15 protein-coding genes are annotated in these 26,874 nt (G+C 32.5%); 5 read left to right on the top strand and 10 right to left on the bottom strand.

Annotation, left to right across the window (positions count from 1 at the left end; translation table 11 throughout):
* The 5 genes from CLAVI_RS04950 to CLAVI_RS04930 form a co-directional block, all read left to right on the top strand.
* The coding region (locus tag CLAVI_RS04950; RefSeq protein ID WP_407644618.1) for a beta strand repeat-containing protein at nucleotides 1–2,503 on the top strand (2,503 nt) is incomplete at its 5' end.
* A 221-nt stretch (nucleotides 2,504–2,724) separates the two neighbouring features.
* The gene (locus CLAVI_RS04945) at nucleotides 2,725–3,681 is read left to right on the top strand and encodes a glucokinase (RefSeq protein ID WP_194844490.1); all 957 of its coding nucleotides are present in this window, start codon (nucleotides 2,725–2,727) and stop codon (nucleotides 3,679–3,681) included.
* A 146-nt stretch (nucleotides 3,682–3,827) separates the two neighbouring features.
* Nucleotides 3,828–4,187 (top strand): hypothetical protein, encoded by a 360-nt coding sequence (locus CLAVI_RS04940; protein WP_194844489.1) that lies wholly within the window; start codon nucleotides 3,828–3,830, stop codon nucleotides 4,185–4,187.
* Nucleotides 4,188–4,396: 209 nt separating this feature from the next.
* Nucleotides 4,397–5,074: an adenylate kinase gene (locus CLAVI_RS04935; RefSeq protein WP_194844488.1), complete on the top strand. Its 678-nt coding sequence runs from the start codon at nucleotides 4,397–4,399 to the stop codon at nucleotides 5,072–5,074.
* 69 nt (nucleotides 5,075–5,143) lie between these two features.
* On the top strand, nucleotides 5,144–6,436 hold the full coding sequence (locus CLAVI_RS04930; protein WP_323744736.1) for an MFS transporter: 1,293 nt from the start codon (nucleotides 5,144–5,146) through the stop codon (nucleotides 6,434–6,436).
* A 73-nt stretch (nucleotides 6,437–6,509) separates the two neighbouring features.
* Here the strand turns inward: CLAVI_RS04930 and CLAVI_RS04925 are convergent, their stop codons facing one another.
* From CLAVI_RS04925 to CLAVI_RS04880, 10 genes are all read right to left on the bottom strand, one after another.
* A complete protein-coding gene (locus CLAVI_RS04925; protein WP_194844486.1) occupies nucleotides 6,510–11,537 on the bottom strand; it encodes a hypothetical protein in 5,028 nt (1,675 codons plus the stop codon).
* Nucleotides 11,538–11,798: 261 nt separating this feature from the next.
* Nucleotides 11,799–14,165 (bottom strand): hypothetical protein, encoded by a 2,367-nt coding sequence (locus CLAVI_RS04920; protein WP_194844485.1) that lies wholly within the window; start codon nucleotides 14,163–14,165, stop codon nucleotides 11,799–11,801.
* 112 nt (nucleotides 14,166–14,277) lie between these two features.
* Nucleotides 14,278–16,665 carry a hypothetical protein gene (locus tag CLAVI_RS04915; protein ID WP_194844484.1) on the bottom strand — a complete coding sequence of 796 codons (2,388 nt, stop codon included), beginning with the start codon at nucleotides 16,663–16,665 and terminating at the stop codon, nucleotides 14,278–14,280.
* 338 nt (nucleotides 16,666–17,003) lie between these two features.
* Nucleotides 17,004–18,203 (bottom strand): coiled-coil domain-containing protein, encoded by a 1,200-nt coding sequence (locus CLAVI_RS04910; protein ID WP_194844483.1) that lies wholly within the window; start codon nucleotides 18,201–18,203, stop codon nucleotides 17,004–17,006.
* Nucleotides 18,204–18,309: 106 nt separating this feature from the next.
* Nucleotides 18,310–19,359: a hypothetical protein gene (locus CLAVI_RS04905; protein WP_194844482.1), complete on the bottom strand. Its 1,050-nt coding sequence runs from the start codon at nucleotides 19,357–19,359 to the stop codon at nucleotides 18,310–18,312.
* A gap of 52 nt (nucleotides 19,360–19,411) precedes the next feature.
* A complete protein-coding gene (locus CLAVI_RS04900) occupies nucleotides 19,412–19,828 on the bottom strand; it encodes a hypothetical protein (RefSeq protein WP_194844481.1) in 417 nt (138 codons plus the stop codon).
* Nucleotides 19,829–19,879: 51 nt separating this feature from the next.
* The gene (locus CLAVI_RS04895) at nucleotides 19,880–20,764 is read right to left on the bottom strand and encodes a hypothetical protein (protein WP_194844480.1); all 885 of its coding nucleotides are present in this window, start codon (nucleotides 20,762–20,764) and stop codon (nucleotides 19,880–19,882) included.
* 21 nt (nucleotides 20,765–20,785) lie between these two features.
* Nucleotides 20,786–21,643: a hypothetical protein gene (locus tag CLAVI_RS04890; RefSeq protein ID WP_194844479.1), complete on the bottom strand. Its 858-nt coding sequence runs from the start codon at nucleotides 21,641–21,643 to the stop codon at nucleotides 20,786–20,788.
* A 212-nt stretch (nucleotides 21,644–21,855) separates the two neighbouring features.
* Entirely contained in the window at nucleotides 21,856–24,024 is a 2,169-nt protein-coding gene (locus tag CLAVI_RS04885; RefSeq protein ID WP_194844478.1) for a hypothetical protein, read from the bottom strand.
* Nucleotides 24,025–24,258: 234 nt separating this feature from the next.
* Complete coding sequence (locus CLAVI_RS04880) at nucleotides 24,259–26,424, bottom strand: hypothetical protein (RefSeq protein WP_194844477.1); 2,166 nt, start codon at nucleotides 26,422–26,424, stop codon at nucleotides 24,259–24,261.
* Nucleotides 26,425–26,874 lie beyond the last annotated feature (450 nt).

The raw sequence follows: 26,874 nt of genomic DNA, 5'->3' as shown, positions 1-26,874 counted from the left end.
ATTATCAGGAACCTCAGCGCATACAGGAGCGGCAACCTTTGCAGGAGGAGCAACAATTTCATCAGGAGGCTTATCAGTAACAGGGACGACAACGCTAGCAAATGCAACAACGATATCAGCAGGAGGATTAACAGTAACAGCAGGAGGAGCTACTATATCTGCAGGTGGTTTAACAGTAACGGGTACAACATCCATAACAGGAGCAACGACATTATCAGGAACATCAACACATACAGGAGCGGCAACTTTTGCAGGAGGAGCGACAATATCATCAGGAGGCTTATCAGTAACAGGAACAACAACCTTAGCGAATGCTACAACAATATCATCAGGAGGGTTAACAGTAACGGGTACGACATCCATAACAGGAGCAACGACAGTAACAGGAGCATTAACAGTCTCTGCAGCAACGACATTATCAGGAACCTCAGCGCATACAGGAGCGGCAACGTTTGCAGGAGGAGCGACAATCTCATCAGGAGGTTTGTCAGTAACAGGAACAACAACCTTAGCGAATGCTACAACAATTTCAGCAGGAGGATTAACAGTAACTGATGGAGGAGCTACTGTATCAGCAGGGGGGTTAACAGTAATAGGTACGACATCCATAACAGGAGCAACGACATTGTCAGGATCTCTTACATTAGGAGGGAATGTTAGTGCACCATCATCAAATGCATCAACTTATACAATAGACTTGGGAGGAACAGTATCATCAGGAACAGCCTCAGGAGGAATGAAATTAACAGGGTTAAATGATCCATCGTCAGGCTCTGATGCAGTAAATCTTAATTATCTTAATAGTGTGTTGAATACATCCTCTAATACTGTTTCAGAATCTTGTCTTCTTAATACAGGAGGGACAGTTTCTGGAGACTTAACAGTGTCAGGAGGAACTACATTATCAGGAACATCATCGCATACAGGAGCAGCGACGTTTTCAGACTCAGCAACATTTTCAGGAGGGATAAAAATCAGTGGTGGCTATCTGGATATGCAAGATCACCATATTATAAATGTTCCTTGGCCAGTATATGGAACTGATGCTGTTAATCTCAATTTTTTAACTAATATTCAAGGAGGGCTAGAGGTCTTAGCAGGATCAGTGGCGTTTGCAGAAGAAGCAAGATTTTCAGGACAAGCAACGTTTGAAGCAGGGATAAGAGTCACAGGTGGCGATCTGGATATGCAAGGAAAGCGTATTAGAAATGTTGGTTGGCCAGTATATGGAAGCGATGTTATTAATTACAATTATTTAAATAATATTTCAGGAGGGTTAACAGTAACAGCAGGAGGAGCGACAATATCAGCAGATGGTCTAACAGTAACAGGAACTACTGCAATAACAGGAGATTTAACGGTCTCAGCAGCAACGACATTGTCAGGGACATCATCGCATACAGGAGCAGCAACCTTTGCGGGAGGAGCAACAATCTCATCAGGAGGCTTGTCAGTAACAGGGACAACAACCTTAGCAAATGCAACGACGATATCAGCGGGTGGTTTAACAGTAACAGCAGGAGGAGCTACTGTATCAGCAGATGGTCTAACAGTAACAGGAACTACTGCAATAACAGGAGCAACGACAGTAACAGGAGCGTTAACAGTTTCAGCAGCAACAACATTATCAGGATCTCTTACATTAGGAGGGAATGTTAGTGCTCCATCATCGAATGCGTCAACGTATACAATAGACTTGGGAGGAACAGTATCATCAGGAACAGCCTCAGGAGGAATGAAGCTAACAGGAATAAATGATCCATCAGTAGGAAAAGATGCAGTAAATCTTAATTATCTTACTACAACGATAGGGTCGTATTTACTTAAGTCTGGAGGAACAGTTTCTGGTACTATTAATATGAATAGTAACAAGATTACAAATATTCCATTGGCAACAACAAATACAGAGCCATGTTCATGGAACTATCTAATGAGTCAAGCATTACTTAGAGGGATGGTGCATTATTATTCAGGTTATACTCATGGAATTTATTCTGCTTGGAATGGACAAAATGACTTAAGTTTTATCTTTAATCCAGGAGGAACGAACGTACCAGCAACGCTTGGGTATCTTGCTTCAGGGACTAGTTTATCATCTTACAGTAACCTATATACATACACGAATAATAATAAATTTTTATATCCAGCAATGTCAGGTGTTTTTTCAATGACTTTGAATCTTTACGTTAGTCCAGCAAAAAATGTGACAGGTTGTTATTCATCTGGAGGTGTCAATAATGATTCTACAAGTACTACTAATCCACTTTATCTTCTTGGAAAAACTGCATCTAGTACATATGTAAGTCAGTCATGTGTTTATACTGATTATCTTGTAGGTGGGAATGTTCTGTTTAATAGTACAGCAAAGATAGTAGCAGGTGGAGGTACATATTTATGCTTTTGGAATCAAGGAAGCGGTAGTTTAATAGTTAATAATACTACAACAGTTCTTTATGCATGCAATAACATTTATTGGATGAGTTGGATTCTTTATGTGTATTAATATTTAAAGAAAATAATAATTAAAGAATAAAAAAAAAGATAAGCTTCAGGAATTTTTCTGAAGCTTTTTTTAATTCAATGAATATCGCAAGCTGAATGATTATGCAAAATATTTATGCCATATAATTTTTCGAAGCAATATAAATAATAACATTAATTTTTAGTTGATGTTTAATATGTTTTTTTACAAACATAAATAATAAAGATTTAAATTGGTAATTTATGACAGTTTTATTGTTACATATTTCTAAAGATAAACAAATTCTGGCTTTAGCTGATATGTATGGGCATATTTTAGCTCATCAAATTTTAATAGAGCAGAGTAATGTAAACTATAGTGTAGTGATTAAAGTTTTTTTGTCTTTGTACCCACAAATAGATTTAAATTATGCATGTATAGCTTATTCGGGATCTGTAAATATTTTTACTCCAGTAGAGATCCAGTTATTAAAAGAAGAGCTAGATTTAGAAGCAATTATTACTGTCAAAGATACAATTGCACAAGCTTGTGGATTACATTTGTTGCACAAGAATCAGTTTTTTGTTTTAAAAAAAGGTGAATTTAAAAAAGGTGGTAATCGTTCTTTTTTATTAATAGAAGAAAGTCAAATAGGAGAGTCTGTATTAGCTTATCCAGATACTATTATTGATTCTAATGGAGGTTTTTGTGATTTTATTCCTTTAGATGATGTGGAGTATTTGTTACAAAAATTTGTTAAGGAGGAGCGCGCTTCAGTTTTCTATAATGATATACTTTCTGAGTCAGGACTACTTTTGATTTGTAAATTTTTATATCAAAAAATGCATTATCAGCTTCCAAAGCATCTTGAGTCTAATTTTTTTATATCTTCTAAAGCAATAGAAGAGGTTGTTCGATTAGGTTGTGCTACTAAAACTCCTATTTTTTCCACTGCACTTAGGATTTTTCTAAAAATTTTAGGAGCAAAGGTGCGAAATCATATTTTACAATTCGATAGTACTGCAGGAGTATTTCTTAGTGGAAATATTCTGATAGGTATGAAAAAAAGATTAAAAGAAGACACTTCTTTTAATGAGGGATTGTATCGTAAAGATTCGTCAGATGTGATTGTGGCTGACACTTCAGTACAGATCATTAATGACTTATTGAGCCCTCTTTATGGAGCTCATTGCTATTTATTTGAAAAAATTTCAGATTGAAATGTTTTCATTTTTATTAATTTCGTTTGCTTAACCCCTTCTTTCAAAAAAAGAAGGGGTTTTTATTTATACATTAAAAAAAATTGATTTTTAATACGAGTTAGTTTAAAATTATCGATTTACTTTAATTGTTAATAGAGAAATATATGATATCAAAATGTATAAATAAGCATAATGCTGGCGTATTTGCTTGTGATTTAGTACTAGGAGTGGTGGCAAGTCCTGTGATTGGATTGGTTGCATTACTCGTTTCTATTGCATTATTAATAATTAATTGTGTTGGAAAATTCGTACATTTATTATGTGGTGGAAAATCTAGATGTAAATTTATTGGGCTAAATGTAACAAAATCTTTTAAACAATTAGGAGTTTTTATGTTATGTGCACTTGCTCGATTATTAATTTTCCCTTTTTTATGTATTATTGGTTTTCAAATACATGATGCAGGGCTTTTAACAAAAGCAGGTCTTTGGCGTGCAAAAAGTGAATGCATCCCATTTGTTTAATTTATTTTTTTTAATCAACCCTTATTTATTGTATGTTAATCATAAGAGTTGTCTTTCTTTTTAATATTTTATATTTTAAAAATCTGTATAAAAAAAAATTATCTATTTCCATAGTACGTTGTTTATGGAGTAAAAGAAATATAATGATTAAAATTCTCTTGTCCTGAATGCTTCTGTTTTTTTAAGTTAAAGAGAATGGGGTAGATTATATGCTGTTAAAAAAAATTTTGATTTTAATGGGGCCTCCAGGATCAGGAAAAGGGACACAAGCTGCTTTAATAGCAGATCATTATGGATTACCACATATTTCGATAGGTGCTCTTTTACGTAAAGAAATAGGGCAAGGAAGTAAAATAGGATTAGAAGCTGCTGCTTTAGCAAATAAAGGAGAATTAGTATCTGATCAGCTTATTTGTAATCTTTTGATTCAACGATTGAGTCAACATGATTGTGATAAAGGATTTATTCTAGATGGCTTTCCTAGAAACTTAGCGCAAGCTGTTTTCTGGGTAAATTTAATTAATCAATGGAAAGTGATTCATAAGGTCATTAACCTAGATGTTTCAGATAGTGTTTTAGTTTTACGCATCATGACTAGGCTTGTATGTGAAAAATGTGAAGCAACCTTTTCCCAATTATCTGTAAATAATGAAATTGAATATTGTCCTAAATGTTCAGGAAAGCTTATTGCACGTATAGATGATAATGAAGAAACTGTTCTTACTCGTTTACGTGTTTATCATGAGCACACAGAACCATTATTAAATTTTTTTTCTAAAAGAAATGAATTGAAAGAGATTGCTTCTGAAAGTTCTATCGCAGAAGTTTTTGAGGTTATATGTATCCTTTTAGATAAAGAATTTGAAAATTCAGCTAAGATCATATAAGTAAAAAGAAGGTGGTCATATAATCATCGCACATAAATTTCATTATTATAAAATTTTTAAAGGAACTTAATCATTAAAAAAGATTTTTCAAAAATATTACTGTTTTTTTCTTATGCTTTAGCTGGAATGAATGCGTTGTGTACAGCTTTTGTTATGTCTAGCATACTTGTTTTATCTGCAGATTTTTATGCAATTTCTTCTAGTGGAACAAGTTCTTCAGCTATTTATGTTATGTATTATGTGTCTATGGGGCTTGTAGGTCTTTTTGGAAGACGTGTTTTGCAAGTATCTAAAACAACAGTTTTAGGGCGTGGATGCGCTATTATTGGATGTATGGCATTAACATTATTAGCATGTTTTTCTAAAGCAGGGCATTTGTTTGGTACCATCATTATGGTGACTGTATTTTTAGCACATGGATTAGATTTCCCTAATCTGGTACGGTTTTTAATGCAAGTAATAGAGCCTAAAAAAAGAGTAGGTTTTTTTTCTTTTAAAGAGGGATGTACTTATCTTTTTTCTTTATCAGCGCCATTAATTTCAGGATATGTTTCTAAAAAAGGTTGTTCATCAGGGTTTTTTCTCTTAAATGCAGGTATGTATTTATTAATTTTCTTTACATGGTATGCAGTGAAACAGATGACGAAAGGCTATAAAGAGGTAGAGCGAGTTGTTTTGAATTCATGGTTTGGTGAATTTAAATTATTATGGAGGATACAAAAGCTCCGAGTCTTTACTTTATGCCGTATGTTAAATATGGCAGGATATGTTCTTACAATGTCTCTTTTTCCATTGATGATTGCATTTTTTTGTAAAAAAAATGATGTGATATTTTCTATCATTCAGAGTCGAGGACAATTGCTCATGTCTTTTTCTTTTGTAATCGCCAGTCTATTGGGTATGCATTTTAATAAAAAAGCACGGATTCTTCCAATTCTGATATTTGTTAGTGCTATAGGTGGTTTTATTGCTATATGTACCTTTATGTGTTCATCATTTTATATGCCATTAGTATATGGCGCTATGATTTTATGGGGATTGGGATCTTTTTCTGTAAAGGTGTGTTGTACAACAATTGGAGGAGCTATTACCCCTCCTCAGCTTATGGGAGCAATTGTGATAGCTGGTGATGCTCTAATTAAGATCTGGTCTTCCATTGTTTCTATGATAGGGATTACTTTTTTCAAATGTTGTTTCAATGCAGGTTCTATAAAATGGGGTTATGGAGTAGCCATTATTTTATTAACCACAGGTTCATTAATTACACCATTTTTTTTGATGAAATTATATCGTTTTATTGATTCGGGAGAATCTCTTGAGGATATGAGTGACATAATTTCTGAAACTATTGCTCAAAAATAATTTTAGTTTTTATTAAAAAAAGCCCTCTTTTTTCATGTTAAAAAGGTGGCTTTTTTCAATATGCTGGGATGGATTAAGAGGGTAATCTAAATACTTTAATAGTCCAATACAAACCAGATAAAGGAACAGAGTCAAGAGAATTTTCAAATACTAAAGAGACTGAATCAGGTGTAGTCGATGAAGAAGGAACAGCCCAAGAGCTTTGTATCCCACATGCAAGACTATTGCCATCAAGGAAGCCAATTTCATAAGTTGTACCATCACGGGTAATTTGTAAGGAGCCTAGTCCTAGAGGCATTTTTATCATATCCGGCTTTAAGGAAACATTAATCTCATACAACCCAGGAGCTAGTAATAAGATTGTATTGTTGTTATTACCAGTGAGTTGAAAATAGTTAGAGGATAAAGAAGATTGAAAGATTACATCTCCTTCTTTTTTCCAATTAAGCATATTATTAGTAATAGAAGCTTGTGTGTAATGATGTGGTCTTGAAATGAAAGCATCTAAAAACCCACAATGTTGTAAATGTTCAAAAGGCACAGCATCAGATGGATTAGTAGGATTGGGAATGCCAGTAAGGGCATTGCCATTCATATTTAATTTTCCTTTAACTATTCCACCGGATATAGAAAGAGCTCCTATAGTAGCGCATGAAAGAGAAAGTAGTCTGTTGTTAAGATATTGTAAATTAACAGCATCGCTGCTCACAGTAGGATTTGGTAAGCCTGTAATTTTAAAGGAATTCATATCAATAGAACTGTTGATGATATTATTTGTAAAGGATGATGCAGTTCCTGTTGCCTTAAGAAGAGCTGCTTCTAGATAACGAAGATTAACAGCATCATCAGGACGAGAAGGATCTTTCAATCCTGTAAGAGCAAAAGCATTCATATTAACATCACTATTGATTAACGATGATAATGTTGAAGAAGAATTAGGGGACATATTAGAAGCTACATAATATTGTAGTGTTTGAAAATTTACAGCATCTGTTGGTTGAGATGGGTTTCCAAGACCTGTTAACCTGAATGCATTCATGCAAATATCTTTATCTATTGCAAAAGAGAAGATAGATGGTGATGAAAATGTTCTAGGAGTCTCTTTTAAGGCAGCTTGTAATGTTTGATAGTTTACAGCATCTAAGGGGTCTATAGGATCTTTTAACCCAGTTAAAGCAAAAGAATTCATATTAAGAGGTTCTGTGATGACTATCTTAGAATTAGCAGAAGAGCCAGAGGCACATGTTCCTATCATATATTGTAGGAAACGAAGATTAACTGCATCATCTGGAAGGTAAGGATCTCTCAATCCTGTAATGCGAAAGTTACTCATATTAAGATCACTTTTAACTGTTGGATTGGATAGTTGGGTTGGTGAACTGGAGTTAGTAGCTAATGTTGATTGGTAATATTGCAATGTTTGAAGATTTACTGCGTCTAATGGGTTTTGTGGATCTTTTATTCCAGTTAAAGAAAAAAGATTCATATTTAAGGGTTGAGTAATAGTGGGTTGATAAGTAGCTAAGGCACTATTAATTTTTTTATTTAAAATAAAAAGATTAACAGCATCCTCTGGGTTAGAAGCATTTCCAAGGCTTGTTATACGGTAAGAGTTCATGCATATGTTATGTTTTACAATGAAGTTAGATGATTCTATAGAAGGGGCAATGCTATTAAAAGAAGCATTTTCTATATAGTACTTAAGTGTTTTAAGGTTGACTGCATCAGAGAGATTTTCAGGATCTGCCAAATCTATAATTTTAAAAGAATTTAGAGATAAATTTTTATTAAATGTTTCTAGAGGGGCAATTGCAGATTTATTTGATGGGATGATTACACATTCCATCCAGGTAACAAGATTTTTTATGCGTTCATCTAATGTCTTTAGATTAACAGCATCTCTTTGATTTTTAGGATCTTGAAGATCTGTAATAGAAAAATTTGACATAGAAAGACTTCCAGCTAAGCTACCACCTTCTATAGGTAGGGGCTTAACTAATGAACCAAGTTGAGTATAAATAGTATTAATGGTTTTATCAAAAGTTCTTAAATTCATTGCATCTTGTGGTCGAGAAGGATCAGCAAGGCTGGTTATAGAAAAATTATTCATGTTTAGTGGATTAGAGATAATTCCTTTTTTATTGAATAGGGAAAAGCATAAAGGAGAAATGCAAGATTCTAGTTCATATAGGCGTTGATTAAGAGTATATAAGTTGACGACATCCCCATCTTCAATAGGGTGTGCTACATTTTTAATAGTAATACCTCTATCACAGATTATAGAGCCCGAGAGGTTTCCTCCTGCTGTAGGAAGAAGATCAGAAAGAGAAAGAATCAAGTATTCAAGATTGACTGCATCACTTAGATCAATTGGATCTCCTAAGCCAGTTATGCTAAATGAGGCCATATTAATGTTCCCATTCATTACCCCGCCACCAATATGGAGGTAGTCTGTAAAAGCGTCTCCAGAAGTACTAGGTTGGTAACGCCCCATTAAGTTATTAAGTGTTTGGAGGTTAACGGCATCTGTTGGGTTTATTGGATTTCGGAGTCCTGTTACTGTTCCATTACGGCCAAAGTCAATAGATCCAAATATAGAACCGCCTAAAACAGAAAGGTACGATTGCAATATTGTATCTATATAATGAAGATTAACAGCATCTCCAGGTTGTTTTGGAGTTGCTAGACCAGTTAAAGAAAATCCACCAATAACATCATAATTGGATACTTCTCCTCCCATATCAATAGGACCTTTCATGACTCCACCAGATAAAGGAAGAGATGCAACAAATTTTTCTTTAATAGGATCGACAAAAGAGTGAAGGACTCTTAAGTTGACAGCATCACTTGCTTTTACTGGGTCTGCAAGCCCTGTCACAGTAGCAAGATTTTGAAAATCTAAAGAGCCATTTAGGCGATCACCATTTTTATTTACAGTATTGTTAAGAGAATTATTAAGATGAAAGAGGTTAACAGCATCTGTTGGAAAAACAGGCACGGGGATACCTGTAAGACGAAATCCATTGACTACTGTATCTTCTGATACAGTTGCCCCCATATTTAAAAGGCCAGACATAGAACCACCATTACTAGATATAAATTTTTTTGTAATAGTGTTGATTTGGGAAGTAAGTGTTTGAAGATTAACAGCGTCTTTGTCATCTATTGGATCAGCAAGATCTTTAATAGAATAATTCCCCATATTAATCCGACCGCCCATAATACTACCTTTTAAAGGAAGATAAGCAGATATTTTTGAATCTAAAGTGAATAAATTAACAGCATCAGCAGCTTCTTTAGGATTGCCCAGTCCACGAATACGATGACCACCAATAACAGCACTGCCAGTAGACACAGCACCTAAAGAAATATCATTGTTTGGGGAAGACTCTAGACCACTGCTACTTTCTGTAAATGAATCTATCATAGAGGCAATTCTACTATTCAGATAGCCTAAGTTGACAGCATCTGTTGGAGATGCTGGATTAGGGATTCCTGTAAGTGTTTGTAATTCCATATTCAGAGATCCCAGCATAGAACCTCCTGTTAGCATAAGAAATTGATTTTTTGATGGAAACGCTTTAGCAAGTGTTGACTCTAGGTATAGTTGATTGACTGCGTCAAATGGATTTTCTGGAGAAGCAAGGCCTGTGATTCGATGAAAATCCATATTTAAAGAAGATGAAATTGTAAGATTATTTAAAGGAGATGTGATCAGCATTTCATTTAATGGTTTTTGTAAAACTTCATGTAAGGTTGCTTGTGATGCAGTGGCTTGAATGGAGAGATCAATTATAGATTGAGAAACCTCTTTCAAGCTATTTTCTAATTTTGTTTTAACTTCTGTTAAAGTTTCTGAAAATCCAAATAAGCAGGTTTCTAAATATTTTAGAGAAACTACATCAGATTCATTAGAAGGATCTATTATACCTGTTAAAGTACCACAGTTATTTAAGTTAATGGTTCCTACAATCATCTCTCCTGAAATTTTAAGATTGTTAGAATCTTCTTCTTCATTAAGGGGGTCTGGATCATTAGAAGACTCAAAAGCTGATTGCATATAGGAAGTTACCATTTTTGAAACAGTACGAAGATTAACAGCGTCTTGTTCTTCTATAGGGTCAGAAAGACCATAAATACGTTGATTTCCCATGTAGAGAGATTGTCTCAAGCTACCACCTTCAAGTGAAAGATAATTTCTTTGTAGAAAGTGTAAAGTAACAGGTTGAGATCCTTCTTTAGGGTCAGGAAGATTTTTAAGTGTATAGGAGGAATCCATGAATATATCTCCTTGCATGGTTCCGCCTGTAATGAGCAAAGTATTTAATGAAAAAGGATTTTTACTGGTTAATTGTTCTTGTAAATAGGCTAAATTTACAGCATCGGTAGGAAATATAGGACTTCGGAGTCCAGTAATGGTTTCTTGGCCATTCATGATGATACTACCACTCATTGTTCCACCTGATATAGGTAATACATTACTATACATATATTGCATGGTAACAGGGTCTGTTCCTGTAATAGGATCTCGAAGGTTAGAAAGAGTGGATCCCTGCATATTTAAAGAGCCATTAATCTTTAAAATACCTTTTAAATTGATAATACCATTAATGTTCCCCCCAGAAGTACTGATGGCGCCTACATCATTAGCAGTTAATAATGAGAGAGATCGTTGTAAGGTTTGAAGATTCACTGCATCCATTATATCTATGGGATTAGCTAAGCTGGTAATTCTTCCTATACTGCCAAGATCAATAGATCCTGTTAGATATCCACCACTTATAGGAAGGAAATGATGTCTTAGATATGCAAATGTATTGGTATCTATTACATTAGGTTGAGTGATCATAGGATTTTCAAGAGGTGCGGATGGATTGCCCAGATCTAAAGCAGCAGGAGCTTCAACTTCTGAAGATATTGTGTAAGGTAATGTGCCTAAAGAGTTAGTTTCTTCTTGTTGATTTAAAGGAGAAGAAGAAAATCCAAAAAATCGTTGAAAATTGGTTTTTCCGGGTAGTATGGAATTAATAAATTGAGAGTCCATGAGAAGACCAAAAGCTACTTCTCTTAGGTTAATTTTTTTTACTAAAGGTTTCGTCATGATTTTTCCTTATATTGTATATAAGCATCAAAATGACAGTTGTATAAATAGTTTAGATATACAGCTGATTAAGATGCATGATCTGCAGAACTCTCATACTAAAAAGTTATGACATGATGAGCGTGCAGGTGTATGTGTAGATTTATTAGATCCTTATGCTTAAAAAGTATAAGGACTTTTATAAGCAGTTATTTCTGAAATCAGAGATATAATGCTTAAGCATGAGCATATAAAGTGTTAGGTGAATGAACATTAATGGATTTACATCGGAATGTTTGTTGCCATAAATGCCCAATAGTGAGAGGAGATATTAACAGAGGTAGAGCCATCAAGATGAAGAGAAATATAATCAGATGATGAAGAAGTATCAGAAGTTGCAATCCAATGTGATGACAGGGAGTAGTTATGGGAAATACTTCCTGGACTAATAGATGCTATAGGTATTTGGCTAAAGGTATTATTCCCATATAAACTGATTCTTCCAATAGTAGTAGGGACATCTTCAAGTAAAATATTGGAAGTAATAGAATAAAGAGCTTTTTTGGGAAGAAGTATTTGAGTGGTATCTGCAGAGTTAATGGTAAAATATGAAGAAGCATGCTGAGATTGCAAAAAAGTATCTTGAGAATTTTTCCATGATAAGAATTGCATAGGAAGCCATGTAGAGCTATCTGCTTGGCTAGGAAGTTTAATAAAATAAGCTTGTAGAATGCCTTGTGTTTGTAAATAATGTAAATTTACAGCGTCATGGGACTCCACTGGGTCAGCTAGATTAGTAATTCGGTGATTATTCATATCCAAGTTGCCTTCTAATGTTCCTCCTGATAGAGGAATGTAAGAAGAAAGACTTTTGTTTAAAAAAGCAAGATTTATAGCATCAGAAAGGTTGGTTGGTGATCCAATACCAGTTAATATCGCGCCATGATTTGTATCAGTATTACCAAAATTAATAGCTAATGGGCCATTATTGGCTGTAAATGTTGCGTGGCCTTGTAATATAACATCACCTGTAAACAGTGTATTACCTTGTACAAATAAATCACCATTAATATGAAGATCACCATTAATAGAGCCACCATTTAAGGATAAGTAATTAGTGTCTAAGTAGGATAGGTTTACGGGATCAGAAGGGTTAATGGGATTTTTTAATCCAGTAACAGTAATACCACCAGTAATTCCTGTTGGAGTTACTAAAGCTCCAAAATCAACAAAATCATTATTATTAACTGAGGAAAAATAAAGGGAGGATCGTATTTCAGTAGGACCAGCAAAAATAGAGTTCCCTAAGACAGATAAATTTGAAGATAAAGATAGAGACCCTGTAATAAAGCCCCCAGTTAATGGAAGATAATAGCTTTGAACATAAGATAGAGGTACTACTTCTGAATTGCTTGTAGGATCTGAAAGTCCAATAATAGAATAGCCATTTGCAGATCCCATTTTTCCCATGTTAATATGACCTGACATGGTACCACCTGTAATGGGGAAAATTTGAGAAGAGAGCTCTTTACAAGCTGTCTCTGTTGTTTTAAATGTACTAAAATTAACAGCATCTCCTGGATGAATTGGATCAGTGATTCCTGTAACAGTATATTGAGAATTAAAATTTAAATTTCCAGATAAGAGGCCTCCGTTTTTTGAAAGAAAAGGAGAGATCATAGATGTGAGCGTACCAAGATTAACAGCTTCATCTGGTTGGATAGGATTTTCTAGCCCAGTTATTGTGGCTATGCCACCCATATCTAAATTGCCTGTCATAGTCCCTCCTGATAGAGGAAGAGCTTGTATGGATAAGGGAGTAACCATACGTATAGTAGATTTTAAAGTTGCAAGGTTGACAGCATCAGAATCTTTAGTTGGTTGAGGTATCCCAGAGACTGTGTAAAGGCCTTGCAAATTGATATTGCCTGTAAGAGTGCCGCCTGTTATTGGAAGATAATAACTATTAAGATAGCCAAGGCTTACAGCATCTGTAGGTGTAGTAGGATTTGGTAAGCCAGTAATAGTGTAGAGGCAATTCATATTTAAATTTCCATAAAGTGTTCCACCAGATATAGGAAGAAGGTTTAAGGAAGCAGCAGAAATATTACTTATACAGTCTTTTAATGTTTGGTAATTAACAGCATCACCAGCTTCTACAGGATTTTCTAATCCAGTAATTGTTCTGTTACCACCCATATCAAGGTCTTTTAATCCCTCTTGTTTAGGTAAATAATTTGCTTCTGCAAAGGCAAAGCTAACGGCGTCACCAGGTGAAGTTGGATTTGTTAACCCTGTTACAGTAGCAATGCCATTCATATTAATATTACCCAGCATAACATCTCCATACAAAGACAGGGCATCAATAGCATGAGGGGTAATATTATCAAGTCTTTGAGAAATAGCACTTACTTCACTTGATAATGTGTTAAGTAATGAATCAGTAGCTTTATTTACAGCTACTTCAAAAAAATTAAGAGTAACAGCGTCTTGTGGATAAATAGGATCTGCAACATCTATTAGTCGCATATGACCAAATGAAACAGTCGGTATAAATGGCTGTGGGGGTGGTCCAGAAGATGTTGCAGATGAAGCGTAAGTCATAGGAAGAATAAATTTAAAAGATTTTAAAACAAATTTTTTTTTCATGTTTTTTCCAGGGTATATTTAAAAGATATAGTTAATCTTTTAAATGTTTTTATTTTTCATATCCTAATTTATGAAAATTATGAGACTCCATACTCATAATCTTAGTCATCTTTTATAAAGGCGTGCTTAATGCTATAAAAGACCAGCTTAATGAAGAAACAAGAATAGAGGGTCTTTCAGGGGTTAATCTCATTGTTACTGCATCACTAAATTCTGATAAATTAGAGTTTTTTTGCGCTGCCCATAACACTGCAAATTTATAATCAACTTCAGATTGGGTTTCAAAAATATTTAATATTGAAGAAATATTACCATGGTGGACAGAAATGTTTAATGGTTGAGACGATAAGATAGGGGAAGCTGGTTTTATATCTACTGAGATAGAATAGAGGTATCCTTGTTTTAAGAACATTGCAGTATTCCCATCTACGTTGTAAGAAGAAAAGTCAGCCATTTTAAAGAAAGAGGCAGCGTTATAAGAGGTTCTATAGTCCACTCCGATCCAGTCCCATTGTAATAATAAAGAATGTTGCCAAAGCGAATATGAGTTATTAAAAGAAGGATCTTTAATAAATAGGGCTAAGGTATAACTATTTGTTTCTAGGTATTGTAAAGGAAGACAATCATGGCTTTGTATGGGAAGGGGGGTGTGTGGTAAATGATAACCACCCATATCTAGGTCTTGAGTCATGCGCCCACCTTGTTGGGAAAGATAACGCTGAGTAATAGTAGAAAATGATTCAAGATTAATGATGTCATAGGCTCGAGATAGGTTATTCACGCAGTTAAGAGTGTGGCCGCTAAGATTCATGCGTTTGTTTTTTCCTCGAGAAAAACTAATCAATGAACCTGAAATAGATATATTATTTAATTGGGCTGGGGCAGAAACAATTAAATCACGCAAACATGATACTGTTCCTGATATTATGCCCCCAGTTTTCATTAGAAAATTAGCCTTTAAATATGCAAGGTTTACAGGGCTTGTTGTTGTTATGGGAGCCTTGAGACCTGTGACTTTAATGGTGTAGTGAGGGTCTAAATCTGAAATAAAATTTATTTTATCTCGAGGATCATGACTATTAAATAAAAGGCTTTTACCTATAATTACAGTATCATTAAATGATGTAGCTGAATTAACGAATAAGGAATTATTTAAGCTCATTGGATTAGAGATAATTCCTCCAGAAAAAGGAAGATAATTATTTCGAAGATAACTAAGTGTAATCGCTTGGTCAGGTGCAACTGGATCTGCTAAATTAATAATTCGATTAAAAGGAGGAGTCTTTCTTATATTCATATTGATGTTGCCTTGCATGATAAAACCGGATGCAACTATGGCTGTTGATTGAAGTTGGCGCAGGGTAAAATTTAATGACTGTAATGAAGTAAAATCAAGTATGTCAGAAGGAAAAACAGCAGGGCGCAAATTTTGAAGAGTATAGCGTGATTGAGCATTTAAGTTACCTGTTAGGCTATCTCCTGTGTTTAATACCTTACTAGCTACGATTTTTTTACAGCTACTAAGATTAACAATATCGCTTGGATTAGAAGGGTCTATGAGACCAGATACTTTTTTAATTTTTATATCACCTGTAAGCGATCCTCCAGAGAGTTGCACAATTTTTAAATCTTTAGCTGTAATTGTTTTAATGGCTTTCTTAAGAGAAGCTAGAGAAATAATATCACCATTATTTTGTGGCTCGATTAAACCTGTAATGGTGGCTGATTCTGTTAGGGTTAAAGGGCCAAAAAGAGTTCCTCCATTAAGGGGAAATGTTGTTTGTTTTAAAGAAAATAAACAAATAGCATCTTCATTACATACAGGTAATGTTAGTCCGCGTATGGAAGAGCCATTTGTTAAAGTAATTTTTCCTTTTACAATGCCACCTTTAATAGATATGGCTTTTAAAGAATCAGTGTTTAGGTTTTTTATAAATCGTTGTAAGGTTCGAAAATTAATGGCATCAAGAGGATTTTGTGGATCAGCTAGATCTGTAATGTTACGTTTTCCTTCAAAGTCTAGGAAGGAACTTCCTTCTTCTAAAGAAACATATGCTGATCGTAAGTACGCTAAACTTAAAATATCAGTAGGATTTTGAGGAAGGGGTATATTAATAAAGGTATTTGTAGTTCCCATATTAATATTTCCTTTCATAATTCCCCCAGTAGTTGAGAGGGCTTGTAAGGAATCAGGAGAAACGTGAGTAATTTTATTGTTAATATTGCTTATAATTATTTCTCCTTCTGCATAAGCAAGCTCGCATTTTTGTGTTAAATTAGTACAGAGGAATTCAAGATTAATAGCGTCATTCTTGTGATTGGGAAAGATGATATTTGTTAAGCGTAATCCATTCATAGAAAGACAAGGGGCTGAAGTTTGTGGCTCTTCTATTTCAGAAGCTTTCTCAGTGATATTAGCTAATGTTATCGTAGAGAGCTTCTGAAAGAATAATTTTTTATTCATGTTTTTTAACCAGTTAATTGTTAACAAGTTTTTCATTTTTTTTATTATGTTTTTATTAGTAGACAAAACAAAATCAAAAAAATTTTGTAAATGAAAGATAGATGGTGAAAGATTGAGGTCTTCATGAAAATTTCTATGAAGATTTATAAAAAAAAAGGAAGAGAATATCATTTAAAATTACTAAAACTATAAAAAGCAAACTATTGTTTTGTATGTATTTATAGTAATTTGTTTCAATTATGCAAAAGTTTTATTTTATTGCTAATATTTTTTTGAGAATAAGTGTTTTTGTTTTTTGAACACTGAATTAATAAGTGCAGGAAGTGGTAATGGAATGGTTATATGAGTAGTATAATAAAATAATTAATTTGAAATTATTTTATTTGATAATGAATATCTAAGGATAATTGATCTAAATTTGTTGAAAGAGGTTCTTTCTTTAGAAGAATTAAGGCATCATTTTCTGTTAAAATTATGGAAGAGAGGTTGTTATTTAAACTTTCTAATTTTTCATAAAGGTCTTTTTCAATAGTTGTTAAAAAGGTAAAAGGATTGAACTCTTGAATAAGAGGTGCAAATCTTTCTAAATCTTGAACAGAAGCATTAAGAGAATTTTCAGCAGTTAATATTTGTTTTAAGATTTCTGAATCAGCTTTCAAAGCATCCAATATTTTACTTAAAGCATTCTTTTTAGTGTCTAAAAAGGATTCTGCTCGATTAAGGTTTAGACTGTCTTTACCTAATTTTAGGTTATTGTTAGATAATTGAATTAACTTATCTTGCGTTATTTTAATTTGCTCATTCAAGAAGGTAATTTTTTCATCAAACTCTTTTATCTTTTGCTTTAATTGATTTGCTGTAGATCTTTGAGCAAGGTTATATTTTATTGCATTTAATTGATCAGTTAGCTGTAGTCTTTGAAGTTTAGCCTGTTGTAAATCGCCTTTTAATATCTGTAAATTTTTTTCAAAAGGTAATTGAAGAGACTCTGATTCGATGAACTGGGGTTGTAAAAGTTTTCGGTTCTTTTCAATAGTAGATTGTTCTTCTTCTATTTCTATTGATAATGTTTCTTTTGCTCGTGTAAGTTTTTTAATACTAGTTTCAAAGGTATTTTTTAAATCTGATAACTGTTGTTGTTGTTGTTGTAATTTTTCATGTTGATTAGTGTAAAGGCTGTTAATAGTTATATATTTTTCTTTAAAAAGAGTAGTTGTTGCTAATTTTTCTTCAACAATCTTTATTGTTTCATCTAGTTGTTTATTTGCAGTTTGAACCATTTGCTCCTGAGCAAGTTCTTTTTTATGTGCAATTGCTGTTTTTACTTTTTTTACAGCAATAGCTATGGCTCCAGCAGCCAAAGTTGCTACCCCCATGCCTACTAATGTAAGCCCAACTCCTAGTCCTATAAGATTACATCCAATTAAAACCGCTACTATTGTAATTAATATAGCAGCTATTAGTTGAGTAGCAATGAAGGCTATTTTAGTCAAATTCGCACTTCCTTCCTGACGAGTAGTATGTGAGTGTGCTATAGGGGGACTATTATTTGTATTATTTTGAATAGAACTCATTATTAACCAAAAAAATATTTAATTAATTATATCAAGAAGGTTGAATCAAAAACAATAAGTTTAAAAAAAGAAGGTTTATTGTTTTTTATATTTAAAATAATCAAATTTATAAATTAAAATCTGATTTCAATTTCTCGAATTTTAAGGTGATTACAGGCGTCTCTAATAATGAATCTTGATCATTTTGTGTCAGAAATATTGCAGAAGCAAATTTTTCTAATTTCAATAATCTATTATATTGCTCTTTAGTAACAGTATCTAATTCTGAAGGAAGAGCTAATATATTTAGGTGTGTTGATATATTAGATAGGTCATCAAGAAATACTTTTAGAGAGGCTTTTTGCTTTGTAATTATATCTAATGCTTGTGAATATTGGTCAAAGGCTAATAATAATTGACTGTACGCGTATTTTCTAGTTTCTACATAATTAGCAGCTTGGATTAATTGTTTATCTAATTTTTGAATTTCTATGCTCTCTTTTTCAAGATTAGAAAAAATTTCTTGCAAGGTATTTAGATCTTCAAGTGTGTTAGAAAGTGCTTTAGATTTTAAAGCATTATCTTGCTGATTAATGACCATTAATTCTTTTTTTAAATTGCCTATGTTAGTACTTGTATTTAGAATAAGTGACTGTACATCAGAGTTTTTTTGTTTTAAATATTCTCTTTTATCTGTTAAGAGATAGATTTCAGCGTCTATTTCTAAGCTTAATTTATTGATGGATGTTTTAAGGCTGTTAGAATCAGTTGTTATTGTGTTTTCTACTAGAAGTAATGCTTGATGTTTATTTTGGTAGATATTTTCTTTTTCTTGTTGTTGGGTTCGAATAGCTTTATATATTGTTTGAAAGCTATTAAATCTTTGCTCGTCTAATAATTGTTTTTTATTTGTGATCGTCATCTTGATGTTAGGCAAGAAAAAGATAAATGTGTTTATGGCTAAAATACCAACTAATCCACCAATAAGACCAAGTCCAACTTCTAGCCCAATCAGGCTTAATCCACATAAAATGCTAGAAATTAATAGCAATGCAGCGCTGACTACTTGTATGAGAATAAATAACGTTTTAGCATAACTAGATTTCTTTAAACAATTTGTTTTTGGAAGAACAGAAGTTAAAGATGGATTATTGTTATTACATTGTATAGAGCTCATAAAATATGAAAATACTAGATTAAAGGTTAATTTTAGAGATTGATAAAACTTGTTAACATTCTATTTTGTTTAAAATAATTTGATTATTAGCAAACTGATCCTTAATTTGTTGCAAAACAAGGTTGTAGTAATATTCACGCGATCCAAATTCAATTTGCTTATGGTTTTTCTTAAGTCTGTTTTTAGAAAAAGGTGAAAAACTTTTGTTTTTAACACAACTAACAATAAGAGCAGTGCATCCTAATAGTATACATGCTGATCCAGAGCTTAATAAGGTAATGCCCACTCCTAATAATAGAGGATTTACAGTTAGTACAATAGCTGCTGTAAGGAGTAAAATAATTCCAATCGTTAAAGAAGAAATAACTATAGCTTTAGTTCGAGGAAGATTTTTTACATATGTACTCAACAACTGAGGTAGAGTATACGTTTTTTCTAAACATAATTTTAAATCAGGAACTAATTTCATTTTTTTAATAAACGCTAATTTTGTAGTTGCACAATTATATTAATATTCTTGTTAAAAATCACTATATAAATCATTAATATTGTTTATTTCATCTTTTATGTTTAGAGGAACCATAGCACTCTTTAAGCCTATTAAAGATTGATAAATCCATGAATATGAGTCTAATTTGGCCATAAAATCGCCATCAGATAAAAGTTGATTGTTCTGAGGAATGGGGAGTAGAGAAAGAGATTCTAGGGCATTTTGGAATAATTTTTTATCTTTTTGCAAAAGGGTATTTTGATAATGAAGAGTATTGAGTTGATTAGTTTCATGAAAAAGTAATGCGTTCAATTTTTTAATAAAGAGTGTCTTTTGAGGATGATTTTCTTTATTAATTTTTTCAATATTGCATTTGAGTAAATCAATATTATACTGAAGCTTGTTTTCAATAATATGATTATTATGCAGAGGCTCTAAAAGAGCAGCCAAGTTTTTATTACATTTGTCTATAAGGGATGCTTGGGTTTTTACAAAAAGGTTGTATCTTTCTTGCATTTCTATTTCTGATTCAGATGGGTCTAGACAAGAGCTGAATAATGGAGAAGTTATTGGCAAAAGTGTACTGCTATTTTCTTTAGGTGGACTTAAGTCTCTGAAAGGAATATCTGTATTTGAAGTTAGTTTATTATTTAATAATAAATCATATTTTTTATTAGTTATTTTTTTTAAAAAAACTTGAATTAAACTGGCGATGGCTATTATTCCTAAGCCTGTTGCTAAAAGGCTAATTCCTGTTCCTAAAGATATGATATTGATGTTAACTAAAAGAGCTGCTGTAATAGCAGTAATTATCCCTATGGTAATAAGAGAAATAATAATAATTTTTAAAGGAATTTTATATTTTTTAAATAAAAAAACATTATTATTATTTGAATAAGCATGAGTTAAACGCATAAAAATTAGTTTTTTCTTTGATTATTTAATTAGTTTTTCTTTTTCTGTGTCAAGTAAGGCATTAATTTGCATCAAGATGTCTTTATTTCTTTGTAATTCTTCTTCATACGCTGTTAATTTTTCTACTAAAATAAATGATTCATCATCAGTCCAAAAAGCTGGATAACTATACAAGCGTAGTGCTTTTTTCATATAATCCAGGCGATCTTCTTTTTCTTCTAATAATGAACGAGCATCATTAATAATATGTTGATCATGATGCAAAAACTGACTTAATTCTTCTAAACTTTTTGATAAAAGTCCTATATTTTCTTGACAAGATTCCTTTAAGGAGGATTCGGTTGTTTCCTCAGAAGGAGCTAAATTTATTTTATCAGTATAATAAGCTAAGGTAGATACAAAACTATTATTTAAAGTAGGAGCTTCACTGTCAGTCCGTATATGTGTAAGTAATGTTTGTAAAAATTGATTTGGCAGCTCTTCAATAGGAGTTAGGTTCGCTTTTGTTGGGGAAACAATGGGAGCTTCGTTATGGTTTAAAGCATAAGACATAATGAGAGAAGATTCTAAAGAATCAGGGCTATTTCTAGGTGGATGATTTGCTGTAATATTCTCAAGATCTTCTCTAGAAAAATGTTGTTTAATTGGTTGTTTTAGACATAATCCGATTTCTATAAGGATGAATAATCCAATACTGGCACCAATAATTCCTAAGCCTATCCCTAAGTGTAATACACTTAGACCAATCAATATGGCGCTAATGATACAACTAAGAGCTACTATTATAGATGTAAATATCGTTATTTTTTTTGTGCTCTTGTGTTGTTTTACAGAAGAATTCAATGATGACGAATTATTATTAAAGGTATTTTTTATCATAATTAGGATCGATTTAAGATAATTTATATTTTTAATATCACTTTAAAATAAATTGCATAAAATAGTCTAATATTTAATTTAAATTTTTAAACATTTTTTATTTCTGCTTTTAATCAACAAGTAATTACTTAATCTTCTTTTCTTTTGTAACCAAAAAACCAGAAAGAGTAATAGTTGTAAATGAAAAACATTGTCATGTTGTTGGATATTAATTAGTTAAGTTTTTTATTATATTCTGGTTGAAGTATAGGTTTTGAGATTAGGTTTTCTTGTAAAATTTGGGATAAAATGAAGGGGGGCTTTTTTTGAGGGATATTATTTTTTAATGCTTTTGTAACAAGGTTTAACGCTGTTTGAAGGTCTTCTAGAGGGTTATTTTGCTGTGTGGGAATAAAAAGTTTTGGGCAATTATCTGCCAAAAAACTTAAATTTTCATGTAATCCATGAAATAGTTGGTTAAGAGCTTCTTCTGGAGTAATAATTTGGCTTTGTATTTGAAAAGGAGGAATAGATCTAAAAATAATTTTCATCTCATTTGTAGGAGAAGGCATTAATAAAGATTGAACAGATGTTAATAAAATCTTAATGGTATGTCGAAGATGAGTAAGAAGGTGGGATAATGATCGGTAATTCACTCTTAGTTGATAATAAAGTGTGAACATTATGCATCCAGGGGTTGTATGAGTAGAAGAGGATATTTTTTTAGAGCAAGAAAATACGGGCATCATTGTTATGGTTTTTTGATATTTAGTCTTGCGTGTTAATGAATGAGTAGCTTTTTTGTGTTTAATTTTTGTTTTAAGTGCTAGTGGCTTTTTGTCAGATGTGGATCTTTTAAATGAAGGATTTTTTTGAGCTTTTATTAATATCTGACTAAGTATATTGGGAGATTCTTCTAAAGGAAGATCTCCGTGCAATTCATTTTTAACCAATGCCAAGGCTTTTTCAAGATCATCTAGAGGTGTAAATTGTAAAGTGCTTTCTAACAATTCAGGATGATACTGCTTGAAAAATGCTAAATTGTTTTGAATTCCAAGAAATAAACGTTTCATCAGATCTATTTTAGGGATCTCGTGGCTTTGTTTATTGAATGGGCAGGCATATTTTGTTTTAAGAATTATATTTTGTGGATGTTGACATAGTTCAATGACAGACTGCAAAAAAAGAAAAATGGTTAGACGACAACGAGAGTAACATTGAGAGATGCTTCTGGTACTTGTCTTTACCTGATAGGAGCAAGTGAAGGTGATTTGTATAGGAGCGCTTGAATTGCCAGACATTTTTTTCACAGAGCTCATTAAGCATAAAGGAACCAAATATTGTTTTTCAGAAGAGGCAGGCTTGCTTTTTTGTGAAAGTGATGTTTTGTTTATTGTTTTTCTTTTTACAAGATTTTTTAAAGATTTTGAATTTGGTAATGAATTAGGGTTGGGTTGATTTTTTTGGATCAGGGGACTTTCTTTGCTTATTATGTTTGAGATGGAGGTATCAGTAAAGCCAGCAGCTTGTAGCCTTATGATAACTTCTTGTATTAAGTGAAGATGTTCATCTTGGCAAGCTTGATGTTTTCCTGGATCAGTTATTAATTGTATCAGTTCTTTTTGTTGCTGAAGCAAGGGTAAAAGTGCTTCAAAAGTTTTGTTACATAAAATTACTTTTACTCTTTTTGTTGAAATAGAGTTGTTTAATAAGCATATATTTTCACGAAGAATAGAGTTAAGTTCTGCATGAAATATACTAAAATAATTTTCTAGGTTTGTTACTGGTTGCTGAGTCACTATAAATCTATTTTTTCTAGGAAGTATTTCAAGGTGTGGTAGTAGGTAAAAATTGGATTTTTTTATGAAAGTTAAAGGTCTGTGAATAGTATCTAAGGGCTTTAGAGTGGTGTGGCTCTTTGTTGATCTTGGTTGATCTGGATCTTTATGTTTTTTAGATACAGGTGCTATATTACTAAAAGATAAAGTTCTTTTTAGCTTTTTAGGATTATGAAAAGCAGGATCTTCAGAAAGAGATGAAGTAGGTAATTCTTGTTGAAAACTTGCCCATCCATTGGTCCAAAGTATTGAATAAAGATAAGACAAGGTGCTTTGTATAGAAGGATGATTTTCCAGGCTAGTACATGTTTTACTTGATTGACTAACTAAGATAAGAAAAAGGTCTTCCAGGATTAGAAGAGTATTTTGATGAGAACTTGTATCTAATGGAAATGAAGCAGGAACAGATGAGCAGATAGCACGATTCCTTATTGCTAAATAGGCTAAATTACTAATAGTTAAAATTTTTTCAGGAGTCAAAGAAGTAGTTTCTTCGATGAGAATGAACGTTGAGGCAGGCCTGGTGGAGACAGTATCAAGATATTTTAAATTAAAATAAGGCATAAGAACATATTAATTAAATAAAATTATAAATGTCTTTGAAAGACAGAAAAAGTTTATTACATTTTTTATTAATCTTGTGCTTAAAAATATCGTGATACAGATTTTTATCTCTTAAAAGGCAACTTTTTGCCGAAGAGATCTCCAATGTATTAGCGTGATTTATTAGAGCATGTTTTTTAGAAAGATTAATAGTTGTAAATGAAAAACATTATGACCTTATGTAATATTAATTAGTTAAGTTTCTTCATTATCTTTTGGTTGTGAAAGCAGGCCTTTTTGTAAAAGCTGTGATAAAATGGTAGGAGTCTTCGGTGGAGGCATATTATCTTTTAATTCTTTTTTAACAAGTTTTAAGGCCATTGTGAGGTCTTTTAGAGGGTTATTTTTTTCTGTGGGGTTAAGTAGTTTTGGGGAATACTCTTTAAAAAAGCTTAAATTTTCTTTTAATCCATAAAATAGTTGAGTAAGAGCCTCTTCTGGAGTAATAACTTGGCTCTGTGTTTGAAAAGGTGGAATAGATCTAAAGTTAATTTTAAGCTCACTTCTAAAATGAGGTGATAATAAAGATTCAACAGATGTTGATAAAATCTTAATGGTATGTCGAAGATGAGTATAAAGGTGGGATGTTGACCGATGATTTATTCTTAGTTGATAATAAAGTATATAAAGTATGCTTTTTTTGGACTGATTATTAGAAGTAGATATTTTTTTAGAGCAAGAAAATACAGGCATCATTCTTAACTTTCTTGAATATTGAATATAGTTTTTTAAAGAAAGAGTAGTTTCTTGGTCTTGAATTTCTGTAGGTACTAATGTTGTTGTTATAGGCGCTAATCTTGTTGCCTGAATGGGTGATGGCTTAAATAAAGGATTTTGTTGAGCTTCTATTAATATCATACTAAGTATATCAGGAGCTTCTTCTAAAGGAAGATCTGTTTGCAAGTAATTTTTAGCTAATTGCAAAGCGGTTTCAAGATCACTTAAAGGTGTAAATGTTGTAGTAGTTTCTAATAATTTAGGATGGTGTTGCTTCAAAAATGCTAGATTGTTTTTAAGCCCAAGAAATAAAAGTTTGACCATATCCATTTTATCGATATCAGAGGTCGTTTTTTTGAATGGACAAGCATATCTTGTTTTATAAATTATATCTGGTGAATCTTCAAGTAATTCTTTTGTAGATTCTAGTAAAAGAAAAAATGTTGCACGACAATTAGAGTAACATTGAGAGATACTTCTGATGCTTTTTTTTACTTGATAGGATAGGGTATATGTGGATTTTTGGGGGATGCTTGAATGGCCAGACATTGTTTTTACAGATGTCAAATAGCATAAAGGAATCAAATATGTTTCAGGAGTCTTAGTGGGGCTTTTTTCTGAAAGTGGTGTTTTTTTTTCGGTTCTTTGTTGAACAGGATTGCTTAAAGCTCTTGAATCTGGGAATGGGTTAGGATTAGGTTGGTTTTGTTGGATAAGGGGAGCTTCTTGGTTCATCATGCTTGAGATAGCAGTATCACTAAAGCCAGCAGCTTGTAGTCTTATGGTGACTTCTTGTATTAAGTAAAGATGTTCATCTAGGTAAGCTTGATGTTTTTCTGGATCAGGTATGAGTTGTAAGAGTTTGGTTTGTTGCTGAAGTAAGGGTAAAAGTGCTTGAAAAGTTTCATTACATAAATCTGTTTGTGATTTTGTTACTTTTTCTGAAGAAGAGTCCTTTAAGAGGCAGATCTTTGCTTCAAGAATAGCGTTAAGTTCTGCATGAAGTAGGCAGAAATAATTTTCTAAATCCACTACTGGTTTCTGAATTACTATAAATGTATTTGTTCTAGGAAGTACTTCAAGGAATGGTAGTAGGTAAAGGGGGGGCGTTTCTGTTGGAGTTAATGGGTTATGAATAGTATCTAAGGATGTTAGAATGGGAGAGCAATCTATTGATCTTTGTTGTCCTGTATCTGTCTCTTTATATTTTTTAGATGTAGGTGACATACTACTAGAAGATAAAGCTCTTTTTAGCCCTGCATGGTTATTAGAAAGAGAATCTTCAGAAATATTTAAAGTAGGTAATGGTTGTTGAAAGCTTGTCCCCACATTAGTCCAGAGTATTGAATAGAGATAAGACAATGTATTTTGTAAAAAGAGATTATGTTCAACTGTTTCTTTGGATTGATGAACTAAGGTAAGAAGAACCTCTTCAAGTAGTATAAGGGTATTGTAATGAGAACGTGCATCTAGTGGAAATGAAGCAGGTACAGATGAGCAGGTAGCATGATTACTGATAGCTGAATAGGCTAAATTACTAATGGTTTCAATTTTTTCAAGAGTTAAAGATGCAGTTTCTTCGATGATAATGAATGTGGAGCTTGGCACCACATCATCAAGATATTTTAAAGTAAAATAAGGCATAAGAATGTATTAAATAAAATTATAAATATTAAAATGTCTTTTGAAAAGACAGAAAAAGTTTATTATATTTCTTCTTAAAATTATTATTTTTTTATCTATTTTTTAATAAAAAATTTGATTATAGATCTTCATCTGCTAAAGAATGGCTATGAGGGAGATTATTGTTTAGTAATTGGGATAAAATTTAGGTGGCTTAGTTTGAGGAAAAGGGTTTGGTAATGCATCTTTAAAAAGATTAATAGCATTGAGAAGAGTTGTTTTGGGATCTGTTGTTATGCTAGGAATAAAAATGTAGGACAGTGTGCAGAAAGAAAAGTCATATTTTCATCGAGTCCATGAAATAACAGCAGGAAAGATTTTTCTTGGTGGATAGATTTACTTCTAATAACTTTAGGGGGGGAGAAGAATATACTTAAACTTCATGAGCAGGTTATCCTCAGAAGATTGAGT

It is taken from the genome of Candidatus Clavichlamydia salmonicola (assembly GCF_015356765.1).
Classification (GTDB): domain Bacteria; phylum Chlamydiota; class Chlamydiia; order Chlamydiales; family Chlamydiaceae; genus Clavichlamydia; species Clavichlamydia salmonicola.
The sequence above is the reverse complement of the archived record's forward strand: the minus strand, read 5'-3'. Positions and strand labels throughout refer to the sequence as shown.